The 17,455-nt window shown below is 66.4% G+C and carries 13 protein-coding genes and 1 riboswitch; all 13 genes read left to right on the plus strand.

Annotation, left to right across the window (positions count from 1 at the left end):
* Positions 1 to 22: 22 nt before the first annotated feature.
* The 13 genes from mraY to ACSQ3Q_RS04470 all read left to right on the plus strand — a co-directional run bounded on the left by mraY (position 23) and on the right by ACSQ3Q_RS04470 (position 17,390).
* A complete protein-coding gene (mraY, locus tag ACSQ3Q_RS04410) occupies positions 23 to 1,201 on the plus strand; it encodes a phospho-N-acetylmuramoyl-pentapeptide-transferase (RefSeq protein WP_436133196.1) in 1,179 nt (392 codons plus the stop codon).
* Positions 1,198 to 3,261, plus strand: coding sequence for a UDP-N-acetylmuramoyl-L-alanine--D-glutamate ligase (gene murD / locus ACSQ3Q_RS04415; protein WP_436133197.1), 2,064 nt, complete (start codon positions 1,198 to 1,200; stop codon positions 3,259 to 3,261). Before mraY ends, murD begins: the two co-directional genes overlap by 4 nt.
* Complete coding sequence (gene ftsW, locus ACSQ3Q_RS04420; RefSeq protein ID WP_436133198.1) at positions 3,258 to 4,529, plus strand: putative lipid II flippase FtsW; 1,272 nt, start codon at positions 3,258 to 3,260, stop codon at positions 4,527 to 4,529. The genes murD and ftsW overlap by 4 nt, the downstream gene beginning before the upstream one ends.
* Entirely contained in the window at positions 4,526 to 5,590 is a 1,065-nt protein-coding gene (gene murG, locus ACSQ3Q_RS04425) for an undecaprenyldiphospho-muramoylpentapeptide beta-N-acetylglucosaminyltransferase (RefSeq protein ID WP_436133199.1), read from the plus strand. Before ftsW ends, murG begins: the two co-directional genes overlap by 4 nt.
* A gap of 265 nt (positions 5,591 to 5,855) precedes the next feature.
* A complete protein-coding gene (gene murC / locus ACSQ3Q_RS04430; protein ID WP_436133200.1) occupies positions 5,856 to 7,289 on the plus strand; it encodes a UDP-N-acetylmuramate--L-alanine ligase in 1,434 nt (477 codons plus the stop codon).
* Entirely contained in the window at positions 7,286 to 8,287 is a 1,002-nt protein-coding gene (locus tag ACSQ3Q_RS04435) for a D-alanine--D-alanine ligase (RefSeq protein ID WP_436133201.1), read from the plus strand. Before murC ends, ACSQ3Q_RS04435 begins: the two co-directional genes overlap by 4 nt.
* The gene (locus tag ACSQ3Q_RS04440) at positions 8,284 to 9,090 is read left to right on the plus strand and encodes a cell division protein FtsQ/DivIB (RefSeq protein ID WP_436133202.1); all 807 of its coding nucleotides are present in this window, start codon (positions 8,284 to 8,286) and stop codon (positions 9,088 to 9,090) included. The genes ACSQ3Q_RS04435 and ACSQ3Q_RS04440 overlap by 4 nt, the downstream gene beginning before the upstream one ends.
* 107 nt (positions 9,091 to 9,197) lie before the next feature.
* Entirely contained in the window at positions 9,198 to 10,427 is a 1,230-nt protein-coding gene (gene ftsA, locus ACSQ3Q_RS04445) for a cell division protein FtsA (protein ID WP_436133203.1), read from the plus strand.
* A gap of 244 nt (positions 10,428 to 10,671) precedes the next feature.
* Positions 10,672 to 11,913, plus strand: coding sequence for a cell division protein FtsZ (ftsZ, locus tag ACSQ3Q_RS04450; RefSeq protein WP_436133204.1), 1,242 nt, complete (start codon positions 10,672 to 10,674; stop codon positions 11,911 to 11,913).
* 342 nt (positions 11,914 to 12,255) lie between these two features.
* The gene (gene lpxC, locus ACSQ3Q_RS04455) at positions 12,256 to 13,179 is read left to right on the plus strand and encodes a UDP-3-O-acyl-N-acetylglucosamine deacetylase (protein WP_436133205.1); all 924 of its coding nucleotides are present in this window, start codon (positions 12,256 to 12,258) and stop codon (positions 13,177 to 13,179) included.
* 37 nt (positions 13,180 to 13,216) lie between these two features.
* Entirely contained in the window at positions 13,217 to 13,369 is a 153-nt protein-coding gene (locus ACSQ3Q_RS04460; RefSeq protein ID WP_436137071.1) for a hypothetical protein, read from the plus strand.
* Positions 13,370 to 13,407: 38 nt separating this feature from the next.
* Positions 13,408 to 13,530: riboswitch (TPP riboswitch) on the plus strand.
* A gap of 112 nt (positions 13,531 to 13,642) precedes the next feature.
* Entirely contained in the window at positions 13,643 to 15,550 is a 1,908-nt protein-coding gene (gene thiC, locus ACSQ3Q_RS04465) for a phosphomethylpyrimidine synthase ThiC (RefSeq protein ID WP_436133206.1), read from the plus strand.
* Between the two features lie 184 nt (positions 15,551 to 15,734).
* Positions 15,735 to 17,390: a methyl-accepting chemotaxis protein gene (locus ACSQ3Q_RS04470; RefSeq protein WP_436133207.1), complete on the plus strand. Its 1,656-nt coding sequence runs from the start codon at positions 15,735 to 15,737 to the stop codon at positions 17,388 to 17,390.
* Positions 17,391 to 17,455: the final 65 nt, after the last annotated feature.

Below are 17,455 nucleotides of genomic sequence, written 5' to 3' on the forward strand. Positions count from 1 at the left end.
GGCCTGCGCACGGGGAGTCCACATGCTGCTGATGCTGTCGCAATGGCTGCAGGGCCTGTCGCCCGAGTTCGGCTTTTTCCGTGTGTTCCAGTACCTCACGTTCCGTGCGGTGATGGCCGCCATGACCGCGCTCTTGATCGGTCTGATCGCCGGCCCCAAGGTGATCCGCATGCTCACCTCGCTCAAGATCGGCCAGCCGATTCGCGGCTATGCGATGCAGTCGCACCTGTCCAAAAGCGGCACGCCCACCATGGGCGGCGTGCTCATCCTGCTGTCGATCGCGATCTCGACCCTGCTGTGGTTCGACCTGTCCAACCGCTTTGTCTGGATCGTGCTCATCGTGACGCTGGGCTTTGGCGCGATTGGCTGGGCCGACGACTGGCGCAAGGTGGTCAACAAGGACCCCGAGGGCATGCGCTCGCGTGAAAAATACATGTGGCAGTCGGCCATTGGCCTGTTGGCTGCGCTGTACCTGGTGTTCAGCATTTCAGAAAGCTCCAACGCCAAGGTGTGGGAGCTTTTCGTCGGTTGGGTGCAGTCGGGCTTCTCGCTCGACCTGCCGCCCAAGGCCGGGTTGCAGTTGCCGTTCTTCAAGGAGATCAGCTACCCGCTCGGGGTGCTGGGCTTTGTGATCCTGACCTACCTTGTCATCGTGGGCTCGAGCAACGCCGTGAACCTGACCGATGGCCTGGACGGCCTGGCCATCATGCCGGTGGTGATGGTGGGCTCGGCCCTCGGGGTGTTCGCATACGTCACGGGCAGCTCGGTGTATTCCAAGTACCTGTTCTTCCCGCACATCCCCGGCTCGGGCGAGCTGCTGATCTTCTGCGCCGCCATGGCGGGGGCCGGCCTGGCGTTTTTGTGGTTCAACGCGCACCCAGCCCAGGTCTTCATGGGCGACGTGGGCGCGCTGGCGCTGGGCGCGGCTCTGGGCACCATCGCCATCATCGTGCGGCAAGAGATCGTGCTGGCCATCATGGGCGGAATCTTTGTGGTCGAAGCGCTGTCGGTGATGCTGCAGGTGACCTGGTTCAAGTTCACCAAGCGCCGCTACGGCGAAGGCCGGCGCCTGCTCAAGATGGCGCCGCTGCACCACCATTTCGAGAAAAGCGGCTGGAAGGAAACGCAGGTCGTCGTGCGCTTCTGGATCATCACCATGCTGCTGTGCCTCATCGGCCTGTCGACCCTGAAACTGCGATGAACCCGGACGAGCCCCTCCACCCCGCGACTGCCGTCCCGCCGGCGGTGAAGCTGCCTCCAGACACGGATGCAGGCGGGGCCTTGCCTGACGATCTGCCAGCGGAAGGCGCGCCAGTGCCGCAGTCCAGCGGCGACACGGCGGGTGCGGACGACGCGGATGGCGCAGCGGCGGGAGTCATTGCTACGCCCGGCAGTGCTGCGCCGATGCAGTCGATGGCCGACGTGGAAGCATCCCCAGATTCCCTCGATACCCCCGTCGACACATCTATCGATCCGCCCATCGAACCACCGCCCGAGGCTGCGACGCCAGCGCCCGGCACCGCTGCACGCACAGCGGCAGCCGCCGCCGCTGCCTGGGACCCAGAAAAGCTTCCTGCCATCTCCGCCGCCAAGGCCGCCGCCGACTTTGTCGCGCAGATCTTTGCCGACGTCTCCGCCGCCGACCTGCCTGCGGACCCCAATTCCACCGGAGAGCCTGAAGCCGCCGCCCCCGCATCGGGCGACGAGCCTGCGCAGCCGACAGAGCCTTTGGGCCGCCCTGGCGAAGGCATGACGCCGCTGCAGGGCCAGAACATCCTCATCCTGGGCCTGGGCGCTTCGGGCCTGGCCATGGCGCGCTGGTGCGTGCGCTGCGGCGCCCAGGTCACGGTGGCCGACACGCGCGAGGCACCGCCACAACTGGCCGCGCTGCAGCAGGTGCTGCCGCAGGTGCGTTTTGTCGCCGGCGCCTTCGATGCGCGCCTTGTCGAGGGCCAGGGGCTGCACGCGGTCTACCGCTCGCCAGGATTGAGTCCTGAGACAATTGCTCCTGTTTTGATAGCTGCTGGTGCAAGTGGAATAAGCGCTGGCGGCGAATTAAGCTTGTATTCCATGGCGCTGTCCGCCATGCGCGCATCGCATGGCTATGCGCCCGCGGTGCTGGCGATCACGGGTACCAACGGCAAAACAACAGTGACCTCGCTCACCGGGCAGCTCGTGGAGCGATCGGGCAAAAGCGTGGCCGTGGCCGGCAACATCGGCCCCACGCTGCTCGACACACTGGCCGGCCACATCGATGCCGGCACGTTGCCCGAGGTGTGGGTGCTGGAGCTGTCGAGCTTTCAGCTCGACGGCGTGGCCGGGTTTGAGCCCACGGCGGCCACCGTGCTCAACATCACGCAGGACCACCTGGACTGGCACGGCGACATGGTTGCCTACGCCGCGGCCAAGGCCCGCATCTTTGGCCAGACGGGGCTCATGATTTTGAACCGCGAAGACGCGGAGGTCATGCGCATGCTTCCACCTCCGGTGAAGGTCAAGCTACAGAAACCCCAGGTGCGCGAGCACCTGACGTTTGGCGCCGACATGCCCCAGCGCCCCGGTGACTTCGGCATCGAGGTGGTGAGCGGCATGCCCTGGCTGGTGCGCGCCATGGATGCCGACGAAACCCGCAAGCGCGGCCGCAACGAGCCCGCCGAGGACCTGCACATCCAGCGCCTGATTCCGGCCGATGCGCTGCGCATCCGCGGCCGCCACAACGCGGTGAACGCGCTGGCCGCGCTGGCCCTGGCCTCGGCCGCGGGCTGCACGCTGGCGCCGCTGCTCTACGGCCTGCGCGAATACCGCGGCGAGCCCCACCGCGTGGAGCCCGTGGCCATCATCAACGGCATCGAGTATTTCGACGACAGCAAAGGCACCAACGTGGGCGCCACCGTGGCGGCCCTCACGGGCCTGGGCGCTGAGCGCCGCATCGTGGTCATCCTGGGCGGCGATGGCAAGGGCCAGGATTTTTCTCCGCTGGCCGCGCCTGTGTCGCGCTACGCACGCGCCGTGGTGCTCATCGGGCGCGATGCGCCGCTGATCCGCGCAGCGCTGGCCGACAGCGGCGTGGCGCTGGTCGATGCCGAGACGCTGCCGCAGGCGGTGGAGCTGGCCTCGCAGCGTGCCCATGCAGGCGACGCGGTGCTGATGTCGCCGGCCTGCGCCAGCTTTGACATGTTTCGCGGCTATGAACACCGCGCCGAGGTGTTTTGCGACACCGTGCGCGCGCTGGCCGATGACGCGATGGGAGGTGCGGCATGACTGCATCCGCTAACACCTTGCTGCAGCGCGTGACCGGCTGGTTCGGCGGCCTGCCGGGCAAGGCCGTGGACGTGCTGCCTGTGCGCGTGGGCGGCACCGACTACCGGCCCCGCACCACCAGCACGCCCGCGAGCGTGCTGGGCTTCGATCAGGCCCTTTTGTGGGTGGTGGTGGCGCTGCTCGCCTGGGGGCTGGTGATGGTGTATTCGGCCTCGATTGCGATGCCGGACAACCCGCGTTTTGCCAACTATGCGTCGACCCACTTTCTCACCCGCCATGTGATGTACCTCGTGGTGGGTTTTGTCGCCGCACTGCTGGCGTTCCAGATCCCGATGGCGCTGTGGGAGCGCGTGGCGCCGTGGCTCTTCGTGGCGGCGTTGCTGCTGCTGGTGGCAGTGCTGATCCCGGGCGTGGGCAAGGTGGTCAATGGCGCGCGGCGCTGGCTGTCCCTGGGGCCCATCGGCTTTCAGCCGTCCGAGGTGGCGAAGTTTGCGGTGCTCATCTACGCGGCCGATTACATGGTGCGCAAGATGGAAGTAAAGGAGCGGTTCTTCCGCGCCGTGCTGCCCATGGGCGCCGCTGTGGCCATCGTGGGCGTGCTGCTGCTGGCCGAGCCCGACATGGGCGCCTTCATGGTGGTGGCGGTGATCGCCATGGGCATTCTGTTTCTGGGCGGTGTGAATGCCCGCATGTTCTTCCTGATCGCCGGGGTGCTGGTCTCGGCCTTCGGCGTGATGATCGCCAGCTCCCCTTGGCGGCGCGAGCGTGTGTTTGCCTACCTCGACCCGTTCAGCGAAGAGCACGCGCTGGGCAAGGGCTACCAGCTGTCGCATTCGCTGATCGCCATCGGGCGCGGCGAGATCTTCGGCGTGGGCCTGGGCGGCAGCGTCGAAAAGCTGCACTGGCTGCCCGAAGCGCATACCGACTTCTTGCTGGCCGTGATCGGCGAGGAGTTCGGCCTCGTGGGTGTGGTCATCCTCATCGTGTTGTTCCTGTGGATGACGCGCCGCATCATGCACATCGGCCGCCAGGCCATCGCGCTCGACCGCGTGTTCGCCGGGCTGGTCGCGCAGGGTGTGGCCATCTGGATCGGCTTCCAGGCCTTCATCAACATGGGCGTGAACCTGGGCGCGCTGCCGACGAAGGGGCTGACGCTGCCGCTGATGAGTTTTGGCGGGTCGGCGATCTTGATGAATCTGGTGGCGTTGGCGGTGGTGCTGCGCGTCGACTATGAGAACAAATTGTTGATGCGCGGAGGTCGCGTATGAGTACGCAAAAGACCGCACTCATCATGGCCGGCGGCACCGGCGGCCACATCTTTCCGGGTCTCGCCGTGGCCGAAGAGTTGCGTGCGCGTGGCTGGCGTGTGCACTGGCTGGGCGCGCCCGGCAGCATGGAATCGCGCATCGTGCCCACGCACGGCTTCACACTGGAGCTCATCGATTTTTCGGGCGTGCGCGGCAAAGGCATCGTCACGCTGGCGTTGCTGCCGCTGCGCCTGTTGCGCGCGTTCGGGCAAGCGCTGGCGGTGGTGCGGCGTGTGCAGCCCGATGTGGTGGTGGGCCTCGGTGGCTACATCACCTTCCCGGGCGGAATGATGGGCGTGCTGGCGGGCAAGCCCCTGGTGCTGCACGAGCAGAACTCGGTGGCCGGCATGGCCAACAAGGTGCTGGCGGGGGTGGCAGACCGTGTGTTCACCGCCTTCCCCAATGTGTTCCCCAAAGGCCAGTGGGTGGGCAACCCGCTGCGCACCGCTTTCACCAGCAAGCCCGCACCGGCCGAGCGCTTTGCCGGGCGCAACGGGCCGCTGCGCCTTTTGGTGGTGGGTGGCAGCCTCGGCGCACGCGCGCTCAACGAGATCGTGCCGCACGCCGTCGCGCTGATGCCGGCTGACCAGCGCCCCGTGGTCATCCACCAGAGCGGCGCGACGCAGATCGACGCACTGCGCGCCAACTATGCCGCGGCCGGCGTCGAGGCGGAATGCACGCCCTTCATCGACGACACCGCAAGCGCCTTTGCCGATGCCGACATCGTTGTCTGCCGCGCGGGCGCCAGCACCGTGACCGAGATCGCTGCCGTGGGCGCGGCGGCGATTTTCGTGCCGTTCCCTTCGGCGGTAGACGACCACCAGACCACCAATGCGCAGTTTCTTGTGAACGCGGGCGGTGGCTGGCTGGTGCAGCAGCGCGACCTGACGCCCGAGGGTTTGGCCCAGATGCTATTAAATACAGAGCGCACTACCCTTATGGATAAAGCGCTGAAGGCCAAAAAAATGCAAAAAATCAACGCCACCCGCGAAGTGGTGACTGCCTGCGAGGAGTTGGCATGAGCCTGTCCAAAATCTTTTCGTGGTGCTCGTTGCCCCGCAAAGGCGGCAGGTGCAAGGCGCCCACCGCAAGTCGCACTGATGTGCGGCGAGGATGGGCAACGCCGCAGATGCCGCCTTTGCGGGGCAACCCTTCGGGCAAGGCGGCAAAAGGCCGCACTCGTCGTTGCGCGCCTTGTCCAGGCCACCAGCATGGCCTGCGGCACGCGCCTAGATTGCTGCCTTTTTCCGCCTTGCGAGCGCCACGAAAAGACTTTGGACAGGCTCTATGAAGCATGCGATCAGGCACATCCATTTCGTCGGCTTGGGCGGCGCCGGCATGAGCGGCATTGCCGAGGTGTTGTTCAACTTGGGCTACCGCATCTCGGGCTCGGACCTGGCCGACAGCGCCACGCTGCGTCGCCTGGAAGGCCTGGGCATCAAGACCTGCCTGGGCCACGCGGCGGCGCACATCGACGGAGCCGATGCGGTGGTCACATCCACCGCAGTCACGCCCGACAACCCTGAAGTGCTGGCCGCGCGCGAGAAGAAGATCCCCGTGGTGCCCCGCGCACTCATGCTGGCCGAGCTGATGCGCTTGAAGCAAGGCATCGCCATTGCCGGCACCCACGGCAAGACGACCACCACCAGCCTGGTGACCTGCGTGCTGGCCGAGGCGGGTCTGGACCCGACGTTTGTGATCGGCGGCAAGCTCAACAGCGCGGGCGCCAATGCCAAGTTGGGCAGCGGCGACTACATCGTGGTCGAGGCCGACGAGTCCGACGCGTCGTTTCTGAACCTGCTGCCGGTGATGGCTGTGGTGACCAACATCGACGCCGACCACATGGAGACCTATGGTCACGACTTCAGCCGGCTCAAGGGTGCGTTTGTCGAGTTCCTGCACCGCATGCCGTTCTACGGCACGGCGGTGTTGTGTGTGGACAGCCCGGCCGTGCGCGACATCCTGCAAAGCGTGAACTGCCCGATCACGAGCTACGGGTTTTCCGAAGACGCCCAGGTACGCGCAATCAACGTGCGCGCCGATGCCGGCCAGATGCGCTTTACCGTGCAGCGCCGCAACGGCGTGACGCTGCCCGACCTGGACATCGTGCTCAACCTCGCGGGCGAGCACAACGTGCTGAACGCGCTGTCTGCCATTGCGGTGGCGGTGGAGCTCAACATCCCCGACGAAGCGGTGCAGCGTGCGCTGGCTGGTTTCAAGGGCGTGGGCCGGCGCTTCCAACATTACGGCGATCTGCCCGCCAAAGACGGCGGTACGTTCACCGTGATCGACGACTACGGCCACCACCCGGTGGAGATGGCCGCCACGCTGGCGGCTGCGCGCGGTGCCTTTCCCGGTCGGCGCCTGGTGCTGGCGTTCCAGCCGCACCGCTACAGCCGCACGCGCGACTGTTTTGAGGATTTCGTCAAGGTCATTGGCAACGCCGACGCGGTGCTGCTGACCGAGGTGTATGCCGCCGGCGAAGCGCCGGTCGTCGCCGCCGATGGCCGTTCGCTGGCCCGCGCGCTGCGCGTGGCCGGGCGCGTGGAGCCGGTATTCGTCGACAACGTGGCCGACTTGCCGCAAGCGATTGCCGACAACGCGCGCAATGGCGACGTGGTGATGTGCATGGGCGCTGGCTCCATTGGGGCCGTGCCCGGCAAGGTGGTGGATATGCTACAAAATAATGAGCTGAAAGCGCTGGAGGGGAGCGCGCTATGACCGTTTTTGATTCAAATTTCGATGTGAAAACCCTGGGCAAGGTCGCCGTGCTGATGGGCGGTGACTCGGCCGAGCGCGAGGTCTCGCTCATGTCCGGCAGCGGCGTGCTGCAGGCGCTGCGCTCCAGCGGCGTGGACGCGCATGCGTTCGACCCCGTGCAGAACGCGCTGGGCGATCTCAAGCGTGACGGTTATGCCCGCTGCTTCATCGCGCTGCACGGCCGCCATGGCGAAGACGGCACGGTGCAGGGCGCGCTGGAACTGCTGGGCATCCCCTACACGGGCCCGGGCGTGATGGCCTCGGCCATTGCCATGGACAAGGTCATGACCAAGCGGGTGTGGCTGGCCGAGGGCCTGCCCACGCCACGCTACGTGTGGCTGGCACCCGACCGTCAGCAGCGCGAGGTGGTGCGCACCGTGCCCGACGAACTGGGACTGCCCCTCATCGTGAAGCCGCCGCGCGAGGGCTCGTCCATCGGCGTGACCAAGGTGCGTGGCTATTCGGACATGCAGGAAGCCGTGGCCCTGTCGGCCCGCTACGACCCCGATGTGCTCTGCGAGGAGTTCATCGACGGCGAGGAAGTGACCTGCCCGGTGCTGGGTCAGGGCGCCGGCGCGGTGGTGTTGCCGGTGATCCGCATCGCAGCGCCGGATGGCGCCTACGACTACCAGAACAAGTACTTCACCGACGATGTGAAGTACCAGTGCCCGAGCGGCCTGCCCGAAGCCGAAGAGCGCGAGATCCAGCGCATCGTGCTCGCCGCTTACCGCACCCTCGGCTGCCGGGGTTGGGGCCGCGCCGATCTGATGATCCGCGCCAGCGACCGCAAGCCCTTCCTGCTGGAGATGAACACGTCGCCCGGCATGACCGGTCACTCGCTCGTGCCCATGTCTGCGCGTGCTGCGGGTATCAGCTACGAAGAACTGTGCCTGCGCATCCTGGCCGATGCAGCGCTGGATACCACGCCGCGCACCGCCCAAGGAGCCGCCCACCCATGAACTCCACGCTGCCCGCGCCGCTGGACGTCAAGCTCATGAACTGGACCGCCTCGGCCCTGTTCGTGGGCCTGGCGCTGGGCGTGCTGGCGGCGGGGGCCTGGTGGGTGTTGCGTTATCCCGGCTTTGCCGTGTCGCGCATCGTGGTGCAGGGCGACCTGGTGCACAACAACGCGGTCACGCTGCGGGCCAATGTGGCGCCGCACCTGGCAGGCAATTTTTTTACGGTCGACCTGCGCGCCGCCCGTGCGGCCTTCGAGCAGGTGCCCTGGGTGCGCCGTGCGCAGGTGCAGCGGGTGTACCCCGGCAGCCTGTTCGTGCAGCTGCAAGAGCACGACGCCGTAGCGTACTGGGGCCCCGAGAGCGGATCGGCCCTGGTCAATGCCCAAGGCGAAGTCTTCGAGGCCAACGTGGGCGATGTCGAGCAGGAAGGCCTGCCGCGCCTGCTGGGGCCGGCGGGCAGCTCACCCGAGGTGCTGCAGATGTACGCGGTGCTCAAGCCGGTGTTCAAGCCCCTGGGGCTGGACGTGGACACGCTGGAACTCACAGGCCGGGGCGGATGGCGCGCGACGCTGGACAGCGATGCGGTGATCGAACTGGGCGGCGGCACGCGCGAGGAAGTGGTGCAGCGCACCCAGCGCTTCACGCGCACGCTCACGCAGGTGGCGGCGCAGTACGGCCGGCGCGTGGACGCGCTCGAGTCCGCGGACCTGCGCCACACGGGCGGGTATGCGCTGCGCATGCGGGGCGTGAGCACCGTGATTCCCGATGGCACGGGTGCCACGGCCACCGTGCGCAGGAGGTAGTGGCATGCGGCAAAGAACATCGCTGAGAAGAACGCTGAAGAACGTGCACCAGGGCGTGGTGGCGACCGAGGGGCGGCGGGGCAGAACAGAGAAGGACAGGGACTGATATGGCAAGAGAATACAAAGACGTTGTGGTGGGGCTCGATATCGGCACGGCCAAGGTCATGGCCGTGGTGGCCGAGGTACTGCCCAATGGCGAGCTCAAGCTGGCAGGCCTGGGCGTGGCCCCGAGCAATGGCCTCAAGCGCGGCGTGGTGGTGAACATCGACGCGACGGTGCAGAGCATTCAGCAGGCGCTGAAAGAGGCCGAGCTGATGGCCGACTGCAAGATCCAGCGCGTGTACACCGGCATCACCGGCAGCCACATCCGCGGCCTCAACTCCAGCGGCATGGTGGCCGTGAAGGACAAGGAAGTCACCTCGGCCGACGTGGCGCGCGTGGTGGAGACGGCCAAGGCCATCAACATCAGCAGCGACCAGCGCCTTTTGCTGGTGGAGCCGCAGGAGTTCGTGATCGACGGGCAGGACGTGAAGGAGCCCATCGGCATGAGCGGCATCCGCCTGGAGGCCAAGATTCACATCGTGACCGGCGCGCAGAGCGCGGCCGAAAACATCATCAAGTGCGTGCGCCGCTGTGGTCTGGAGGTCGAGCAGCTCATGCTGAACCCGCTGGCCAGCAGCCAGGCCGTGCTGACCGACGACGAGCGCGAGCTGGGCGTGGTGGTGGTCGACATCGGCGCCGGGACGACCGACGTGGCGATCTTCACCGGCGGGGCGATCCGCCACACCGCGGTGATCCCGATTGCGGGCGACCTCATCACCAGCGACATCGCGATGGCGCTGCGCACCCCGACGAAGGATGCCGAAGACATCAAGGTCGAAAGCGGCTACGCCAAGCAGCTGCTGGCCGACCCGGAGGCGCAGGTGGAAGTGCCCGGCCTGGGCGACCGCAGCCCGCGCATGCTGAGCAAGCAGGCGCTGGCGGGCGTGATCGAGCCCCGGGTGGAAGAGATCTTCTCGCTGGTGCAGCAGGTGATCCGTGAGTCAGGGTATGAAGAGGTGCTGTCCTCGGGCATCGTGCTCACGGGCGGCAGCTCGGTGATGCCCGGGATGATCGAACTCGGCGAGGACATCTTCTTGAAGCCCGTGCGGCGTGGCATTCCAAAATATTCCAGCGCCCTGTCCGACATGGTGGCCCAGCCCCGCGCCGCCACCGTCATGGGGCTGCTCGAAGAGGCGCGCCTGGCACGGTTGCGCGGCTTCAAGGTGGCGCAAAAGAGCGGGTCGATGAAGACCGCGTTTGGCCGCTTCAAAGATTTCATCGTGGGGAATTTCTGACCATGAAATACCCAGGAATGAGCGCCGCCGGGCCGCCCCAAGGCGCGAAGGCCCCCATGGGGGGCAGCGCAGCACACGCAGTGGCAAGCGTGGGGGCCTTGTGGTTGGCGCGAGGGAGTCCGCACTGGCTACCGCGCGAGCGGTGGCGATGTACCGGACCACCGGCGCACCGACTACCACCCACACCCATCCCCACATTCCGAATTTCGCGTTTGCAAACAAATTTAGTACCAGGAGCTCCAACATGACCATCGAAATGATCGAAGCCGAAGAATTCAACCAGGGCACCCAGATCAAGGTGATCGGCGTGGGCGGCGGCGGCAGCAATGCCGTCGAGCACATGATTGCCCGCAGCGTGCAGGGCGTGGAGTTTGTCTGCGCCAACACCGACGCGCAGGCGCTGACCCGCAGCTCTGCCCACCGCATCATCCAGCTGGGTGGCAGTGGCCTGGGTGCAGGCAGCAAGCCCGACAAGGGCCGCGACGCTGCGGAAGCCGCCGTGGACGATATCCGCCTGGCGATTGACGGCGCGCACATGCTGTTCATCACCGCCGGCATGGGCGGCGGCACGGGCACGGGCGCTGCACCCGTGATCGCCCGCGTGGCCAAGGAAATGGGCATCCTCACCGTGGGCGTGGTCACCAAGCCCTTCGACTGGGAAGGCGGCCGCCGCATGAAGAACGCCGACGACGGCCTGGCCGAGCTGGAAGCCAACGTCGACTCGCTGATCGTGGTGCTCAATGAAAAGCTGCTGGAAGTGCTGGGCGACGACATCACCCAGGACGAAGCGTTCGCACACGCCAACGACGTGCTCAAGAACGCCGTGGGCGGGATTGCCGAAATCATCAACGAATACGGCCAAGTGAACGTCGACTTCGAAGACGTGCGCACCGTGATGGGCGAGCCCGGCAAGGCCATGATGGGCACCGCCACCGCCAGCGGCCCTGACCGCGCGCGCATTGCGGCCGAGCAGGCGATTGCCTGCCCGTTGCTGGAAGGCATCGACCTGTCGGGCGCTAAGGGCGTCCTGGTGCTGGTGACGGCCGCCAAGGGCAGCTTGAAGCTGTCGGAATCGCGCATGGCAATGACCACGGTCAATGCCTACGCGTCGCCCGATGCGCACGTGATCTTTGGCGCTGCCTACGACGAGACCCTGGGCGACGAGATCCGCGTGACGGTGGTTGCGACCGGCCTGGCACGCCAGAACGCGCGCCGCCAGCCTATCTCGGTGGTGCAGGGCGGCCTGCGCACCGGCACGGACAACGTGGCCTATCAGATGCCCCTGGCCGGCGCGGGCGTGATGGGCTCGACCGTGGGTTTGCAGGGCGGCCACGCCGGCGGCACACAGGCCGACTACGGCAGCATGTCGGTGCCCAGCGTGTGGCGCACCAACCGCACGCAGGCTGCCGCGCGTGTCGACGCGCTGTCGTCGGGTGGCATGGACGACCTGGAAATCCCGGCGTTCCTGCGCAAGCAGGCCGACTAGTAGAGGTCTTCCCCCTGAGCGGCTTGCGCCGCTTCCCCCTTCTCTCTGCGCGCTGCGCGCTCCGGGAAGGGGGACGACACCAGCGCGGCGGGGCGGCCCTTGCGCGGTGTCTCTGGCATTGGGCCGTGACGGTTTACACCACCGCGCTTCCTATTTGGCTCGCATGCTCCTCAGCTGCGCAGCCACCGCCGTCTGGCTACGCGGGGCGCGCCAAGCAGCCGTTCTTGGCGCTACCTGCGTGTCCCTGGCAGCTTGCGCCGCGGTTTCCGGCTCTCCGTTTCCTATCAGGGTCATAGGCAGCAACGGGTGGTTTGTGCGGGGTCGGCCCATTAAAATCCAAAGATGCTCCAGCAACGCACCCTCAAGACGATCACCCGCGCCGTGGGCGTAGGCCTGCACAGTGGTCAGAGGGTCGAGCTGACCTTGCGGCCTGCGCAGCCGGACACCGGGATCGTTTTCCGGCGTGTGGACCTGCCGCAGCCTGTGGACATCCCCATCCGTGCCGAGGCGGTGACCGACACCCGGCTGGCCTCCACCATCGCGGTGGGCAGCGCCAAGGTGCATACGGTGGAGCATTTGATGTCGGCCTGCGCGGGGCTGGGCATCGACAACCTGTACGTCGACATCACGGCGGAAGAGGTGCCCATCCTCGACGGTTCGTCTGCGTCCTTCGTGTTCCTGCTGCAGAGCGCTGGCGTGGAACTGCAGAACGCGCCCAAGCGTTTTATCCGCGTTACTCGGCCAGTGGAGGTGCGCGAGGGCGAGGGCGCCAACACCAAATGGGCGCGTCTGGTGCCGTACCACGGCTACAAGCTCAGCTTCGAGATCGATTTTGACCACCCTGCGGTGGACTCCACCGGCCAGCGCGTGGAGTTCGACATGGGTGCGGGCAACTACAGCCGCGACATCGCCCGCGCCCGCACTTTTGGCTTCACACGCGATGTCGAGATGATGCGATCCAACGGCTTGGCCCTGGGCGGCGGGCTCGACAACGCCATCGTGATGGACGATTACAAGGTGCTCAACAGCGACGGCCTGCGCTACGACGATGAGTTCGTGAAGCACAAGATCCTCGATGCCATGGGCGACCTGTACCTCATCGGCAAGCCGCTCCTGGCGGCCTACAGTGCTTTCCGTTCCGGCCACGGCATGAACAACCGGCTGCTGCGCGAACTGCTGGCCCAGCGTGATGCGTGGGAGGTGGTGACCTTCGAAGACGAACGGCAAGCCCCCGGCGGTTTTGCGCAGCCGGCGCGCGCATGGTGAACGGCGGCGCGCGGTGCTGATCTTTCGCTGGCTTGCCATGCTGCTGCTTCTGGCAGCTGCCGTGTCGTTTGCGTTCTACGCCGGCACGGGCCAGGCACGCTACAAGCGGCTTGGGCTGGTGATCCTGAAGTGGACAGTGATTGCCGCCGTGTTTTTCTTTGCAGTGATCCTCATCGGCCGGCTCGCCTGAGGGCGGTGCGGGCGCGCCGGCAGCGCTGGCCTATACTCGCGCCTGCTCCGGGGTGTGCTGATGCACTGAGATGCGGACCGCTTGAAGAAATTCAGGCGGTTTGCGAACCCGACGAACTTGATCCGGTTCATACCGGCGGAAGAAGAGCCGACCTCCTTGTCCCATGCCTGCCATCCGTGCGGGCACATTTGCCTCAGGCGCGCGCGCACTGAGGGGCGCACAGGTCCATTCCGGAGCAGCCATCCACCGCCCCGGAACCAGGAGACCTGCCCCATGAACGCACCCGATCCCCACGCCCAGCTGGCCACCCGCGAGACCTTCGCCGAGTTGCTGGCGCTCACGCGCGAGCCTTTTCCCGCATCCCGCAAGGCCTACATCCCGGGCCATGTCCACCCGGGCCTGCGCGTGCCGGTACGCGACATTGCGTTGACCAACGGCGAGCAGGTCAGCGTCTACGACACCTCGGGCCCCTACACCGACGCCGAGGCCGTGATCGATGTGCGCAAGGGCCTGGCTGATGTGCGCGGTGGCTGGATCACTGGCCGCGGCGATGTGGAGCACTACGAAGGCCGCGCGCCCGTGGCGCTGGACGACGGCCAAAAGAGCGAGGACGCCACCCGCCTGGCGCAGCTGCGCGCGGAGGCTGCCGCCCTGCAGCGCAAGCCCCTGCGTGCCAAGGCTGGCGCCAACGTCACGCAGATGCACTACGCACGCAAAGGCATCGTCACCCCCGAGATGGAATACGTGGCCATCCGCGAAAACGGCAAGCGCGAGTGGATGGAGCAGTACATGGCCGACGCAGGCCGCGAGAAGCGCCTGATGGGCAACCCCATGGGCGCCACCATCCCGCGCATCATCACGCCCGAATTTGTGCGCGACGAGGTGGCACGGGGCCGCGCGATCATCCCCGCCAACATCAACCACCCCGAGGTCGAGCCCATGGCCATCGGGCGCAACTTCAAAGTCAAGATCAACGCCAACATCGGCAACTCGGCTGTCACCTCGAGCATTGAGGAAGAAGTCGAAAAGCTCGTGTGGGCGATCCGCTGGGGCGCCGACAACGTGATGGATTTGTCGACCGGCAAGAACATCCACACCACGCGCGACTGGATCGTGCGCAACTCGCCCGTGCCGATTGGCACGGTGCCGATCTACCAGGCGCTTGAGAAGGTTGGCGGCGTGGCCGAGGACCTGACCTGGGCGATCTATCGCGACACGCTGATCGAGCAGGCTGAGCAGGGCGTGGACTACTTCACCATCCACGCTGGCGTGCGCCTGGCGTACATCCACCTTACGGCGCAGCGGCGCACGGGCATCGTGTCGCGCGGCGGCTCCATCATGGCCAAGTGGTGCATGGCGCACCACCGCGAGAGCTTCCTGTACGAGCATTTCGAAGACATCTGCGACATCATGAAGGCGTACGACGTGTCGTTCAGCCTGGGCGACGGCCTGCGCCCCGGCTGCGCATCGGACGCCAACGACGAAGCCCAGTTCGCCGAGCTGCACACGCTGGGAGAGCTGACCCAGGTGGCCTGGAAGCACGACGTGCAGACCATGATCGAAGGCCCGGGCCACGTGCCCATGCACATGATCCAGGCCAACATGACCGAGCAGCTCAAGACCTGCCACGAGGCGCCGTTCTACACGCTGGGCCCGCTGACCATCGACATCGCACCGGGCTACGACCACATTGCGTCCGCCATCGGCGCGGCCATGATCGGCTGGATGGGCACGGCCATGCTGTGCTACGTGACGCCCAAGGAGCACCTGGGCCTGCCTGACCGCGACGACGTCAAGCAGGGGATCATTGCGTACAAGATCGCCGCGCACGCCGCCGACGTGGCCAAGGGCCACCCCGGTGCCCGCGCGCGCGACGATGCATTGAGCCAGGCGCGTTTTGACTTTCGCTGGCAGGACCAGTTCAACCTGGGCCTCGACCCCGACACGGCCAAGGAATACCACGATGAGACGCTGCCCAAGGACAGCGCCAAGGTGGCGCACTTCTGCTCCATGTGCGGGCCCAAGTTCTGCTCGATGAAGATCACGCAGGAGGTGCGCGAATTTGCCGCGCAGAAGGGCGTGGCAGACGCGGAGGCGCTGGCCAGCGGCATGAAAGCCAAGGCCGCGGAGTTCCAGCAAGGCGGGGGCCAGCTCTACATTCCAGTGATACCGGTGGCATAAGCCCGCCTACTGGCCCCGAGGATTCCCTGAAAGCCCCCTCGGGGCGGTGCTTACCCTGTGCGGCAGACCTCCAAGCTGGCCCTATAGTCCCGCCCAACCCGTCGGTCCAGAAGACCGGCGGTGTGGGTGTGTGGCACCAAATTTGCTATGCTGAGTTGTCTGTTAAAAAATGTAAGGAAGAGCCATGAATGCTCTGGGCCGCTTCTCCATCCGCACGCGCCTTTACTTCGGAACCGTCTTTTCCCTAATTTTGCTGGTTGTCATTGGCGGCATGGGTTATGTGGCACTGGACCGCACGCGCGGCACGCTGCAGGTTTTGTTCTCCGAGCGGGTGCAGACCTTGACCGACATGTCGGAGCTGCGTACCACCTTGGGTGACCTGCGCCGGACCGAAAAAGACATCATCATCAACTTCAACAACTCGGTCGAGGTCTCCGCGCTGCGCGAGAGCTGGGCCAAGACCCTGGCCGCGCTGCGCAAGAGCCTGGCTGAGGTGCGCCAGGTGCAGTCGGGCGACAAGGCCTTTGTCGAGTCCATCGACAAGTCGCTGGACGAGATCAAGCAGTACGAAACCGGCATTTCCCCCATCTTCGAGAAGATCGAGGGTGCGCAGCTCGATGGCGCGGGCGGCGGCGCCTATGCCGACCGGCTCAAGGTTCACATGGAGGCCACCGACAAGCTGTTCTCCAGCCTGGCCACCACGGCCCGCGCGCAGATGGACGAGGCCCGTGCGGGTGTCGAGTCGCGGACCTCCACCATGTCGGCCCTCATCGGCATCGGCCTGCTGCTGGGGCTGGCCGTGCTGATCCCGCTCACGTTTTTCAGCGTGCGGTCCATCACCAAGTCACTGGGCCAGGCGCAGGAGCTGGCCGACCGCATTGCCAGCGGCGACCTGTCGCGCGATGTGGAGGTCATGAACCAGGACGAGGTCGGCCAATTGGTGGCCGCCATGGGCCGCATGCAGGATGCCCTGCGCCGCCTGGTGCGTGAGGTGCAGGACGCCGCGGGCAACATCTCCACCGCCAGCTCCGAGATCGCGAGCGGCAACCACGACCTGAGCCACCGCACCGAGCAGACGGCCGCCAACCTGGAGGAAACCGCGTCATCGATGGAGATGCTGACCAGCACCGTGCAGCAAAGCGCGCAGTCCTCGCGCCAGGCCAGCGACTTCGCCTCCACCGCAGCCGAAGTGGCCGCACGTGGCGGCGCCGTGGTCTCGCAGGTGGTGACCACCATGGACCAGATCACCACCAGCTCGCGCAAGATCGCCGACATCACCGGCGTAATCGACTCCATCGCGTTCCAGACCAACATCCTGGCGCTGAATGCCGCCGTGGAAGCCGCGCGGGCGGGTGAGCAGGGCCGCGGTTTTGCCGTGGTGGCCAGCGAAGTGCGCAGTCTGGCGCAGCGCAGTGCCGAGGCCGCCAAAGAGATCAAGGGCCTGATCTCCTCGTCGGTCGAGCGGGTGGAAGACGGCTCGCGCCTGGTCAGCCAGGCCGGCCAGACCATGACCGAAATCGTGAGCAGCGTGCGCCGCGTCTCCGACATCATTGGCGAGATCACCGCGTCGTCGGCCGAGCAAAGCGACAACATCGGCCAGATCAGCCAGGCCGTGAGCCAGCTCGACCAGATGACGCAGCAGAACGCCGCGCTGGTGGAGCAATCCACCGCCGCATCGGAATCCCTGCGCGAACAAGCCGTACACCTGACCAGCGCCGTGAGGCAGTTCAGGCTGCAGGAAGGCGCAACGGCGGCAACTGCTGCGTTCAGTGCGCCGGCCGAAGTCCCTGCACCCGCCGTGGCGCAGACACCGCGCCGGCCCGCGCTGCAGATTCGCTAACGGTTCACCGGCGCGTACTGAAGGCGGTGAACACCCGGCCTTCAGCGCACCCCTACCGCAGGCGG

The organism is Acidovorax sp. LjRoot129, from assembly GCF_964253765.1.
In the GTDB taxonomy this organism is placed as follows: domain Bacteria; phylum Pseudomonadota; class Gammaproteobacteria; order Burkholderiales; family Burkholderiaceae_C; genus Acidovorax.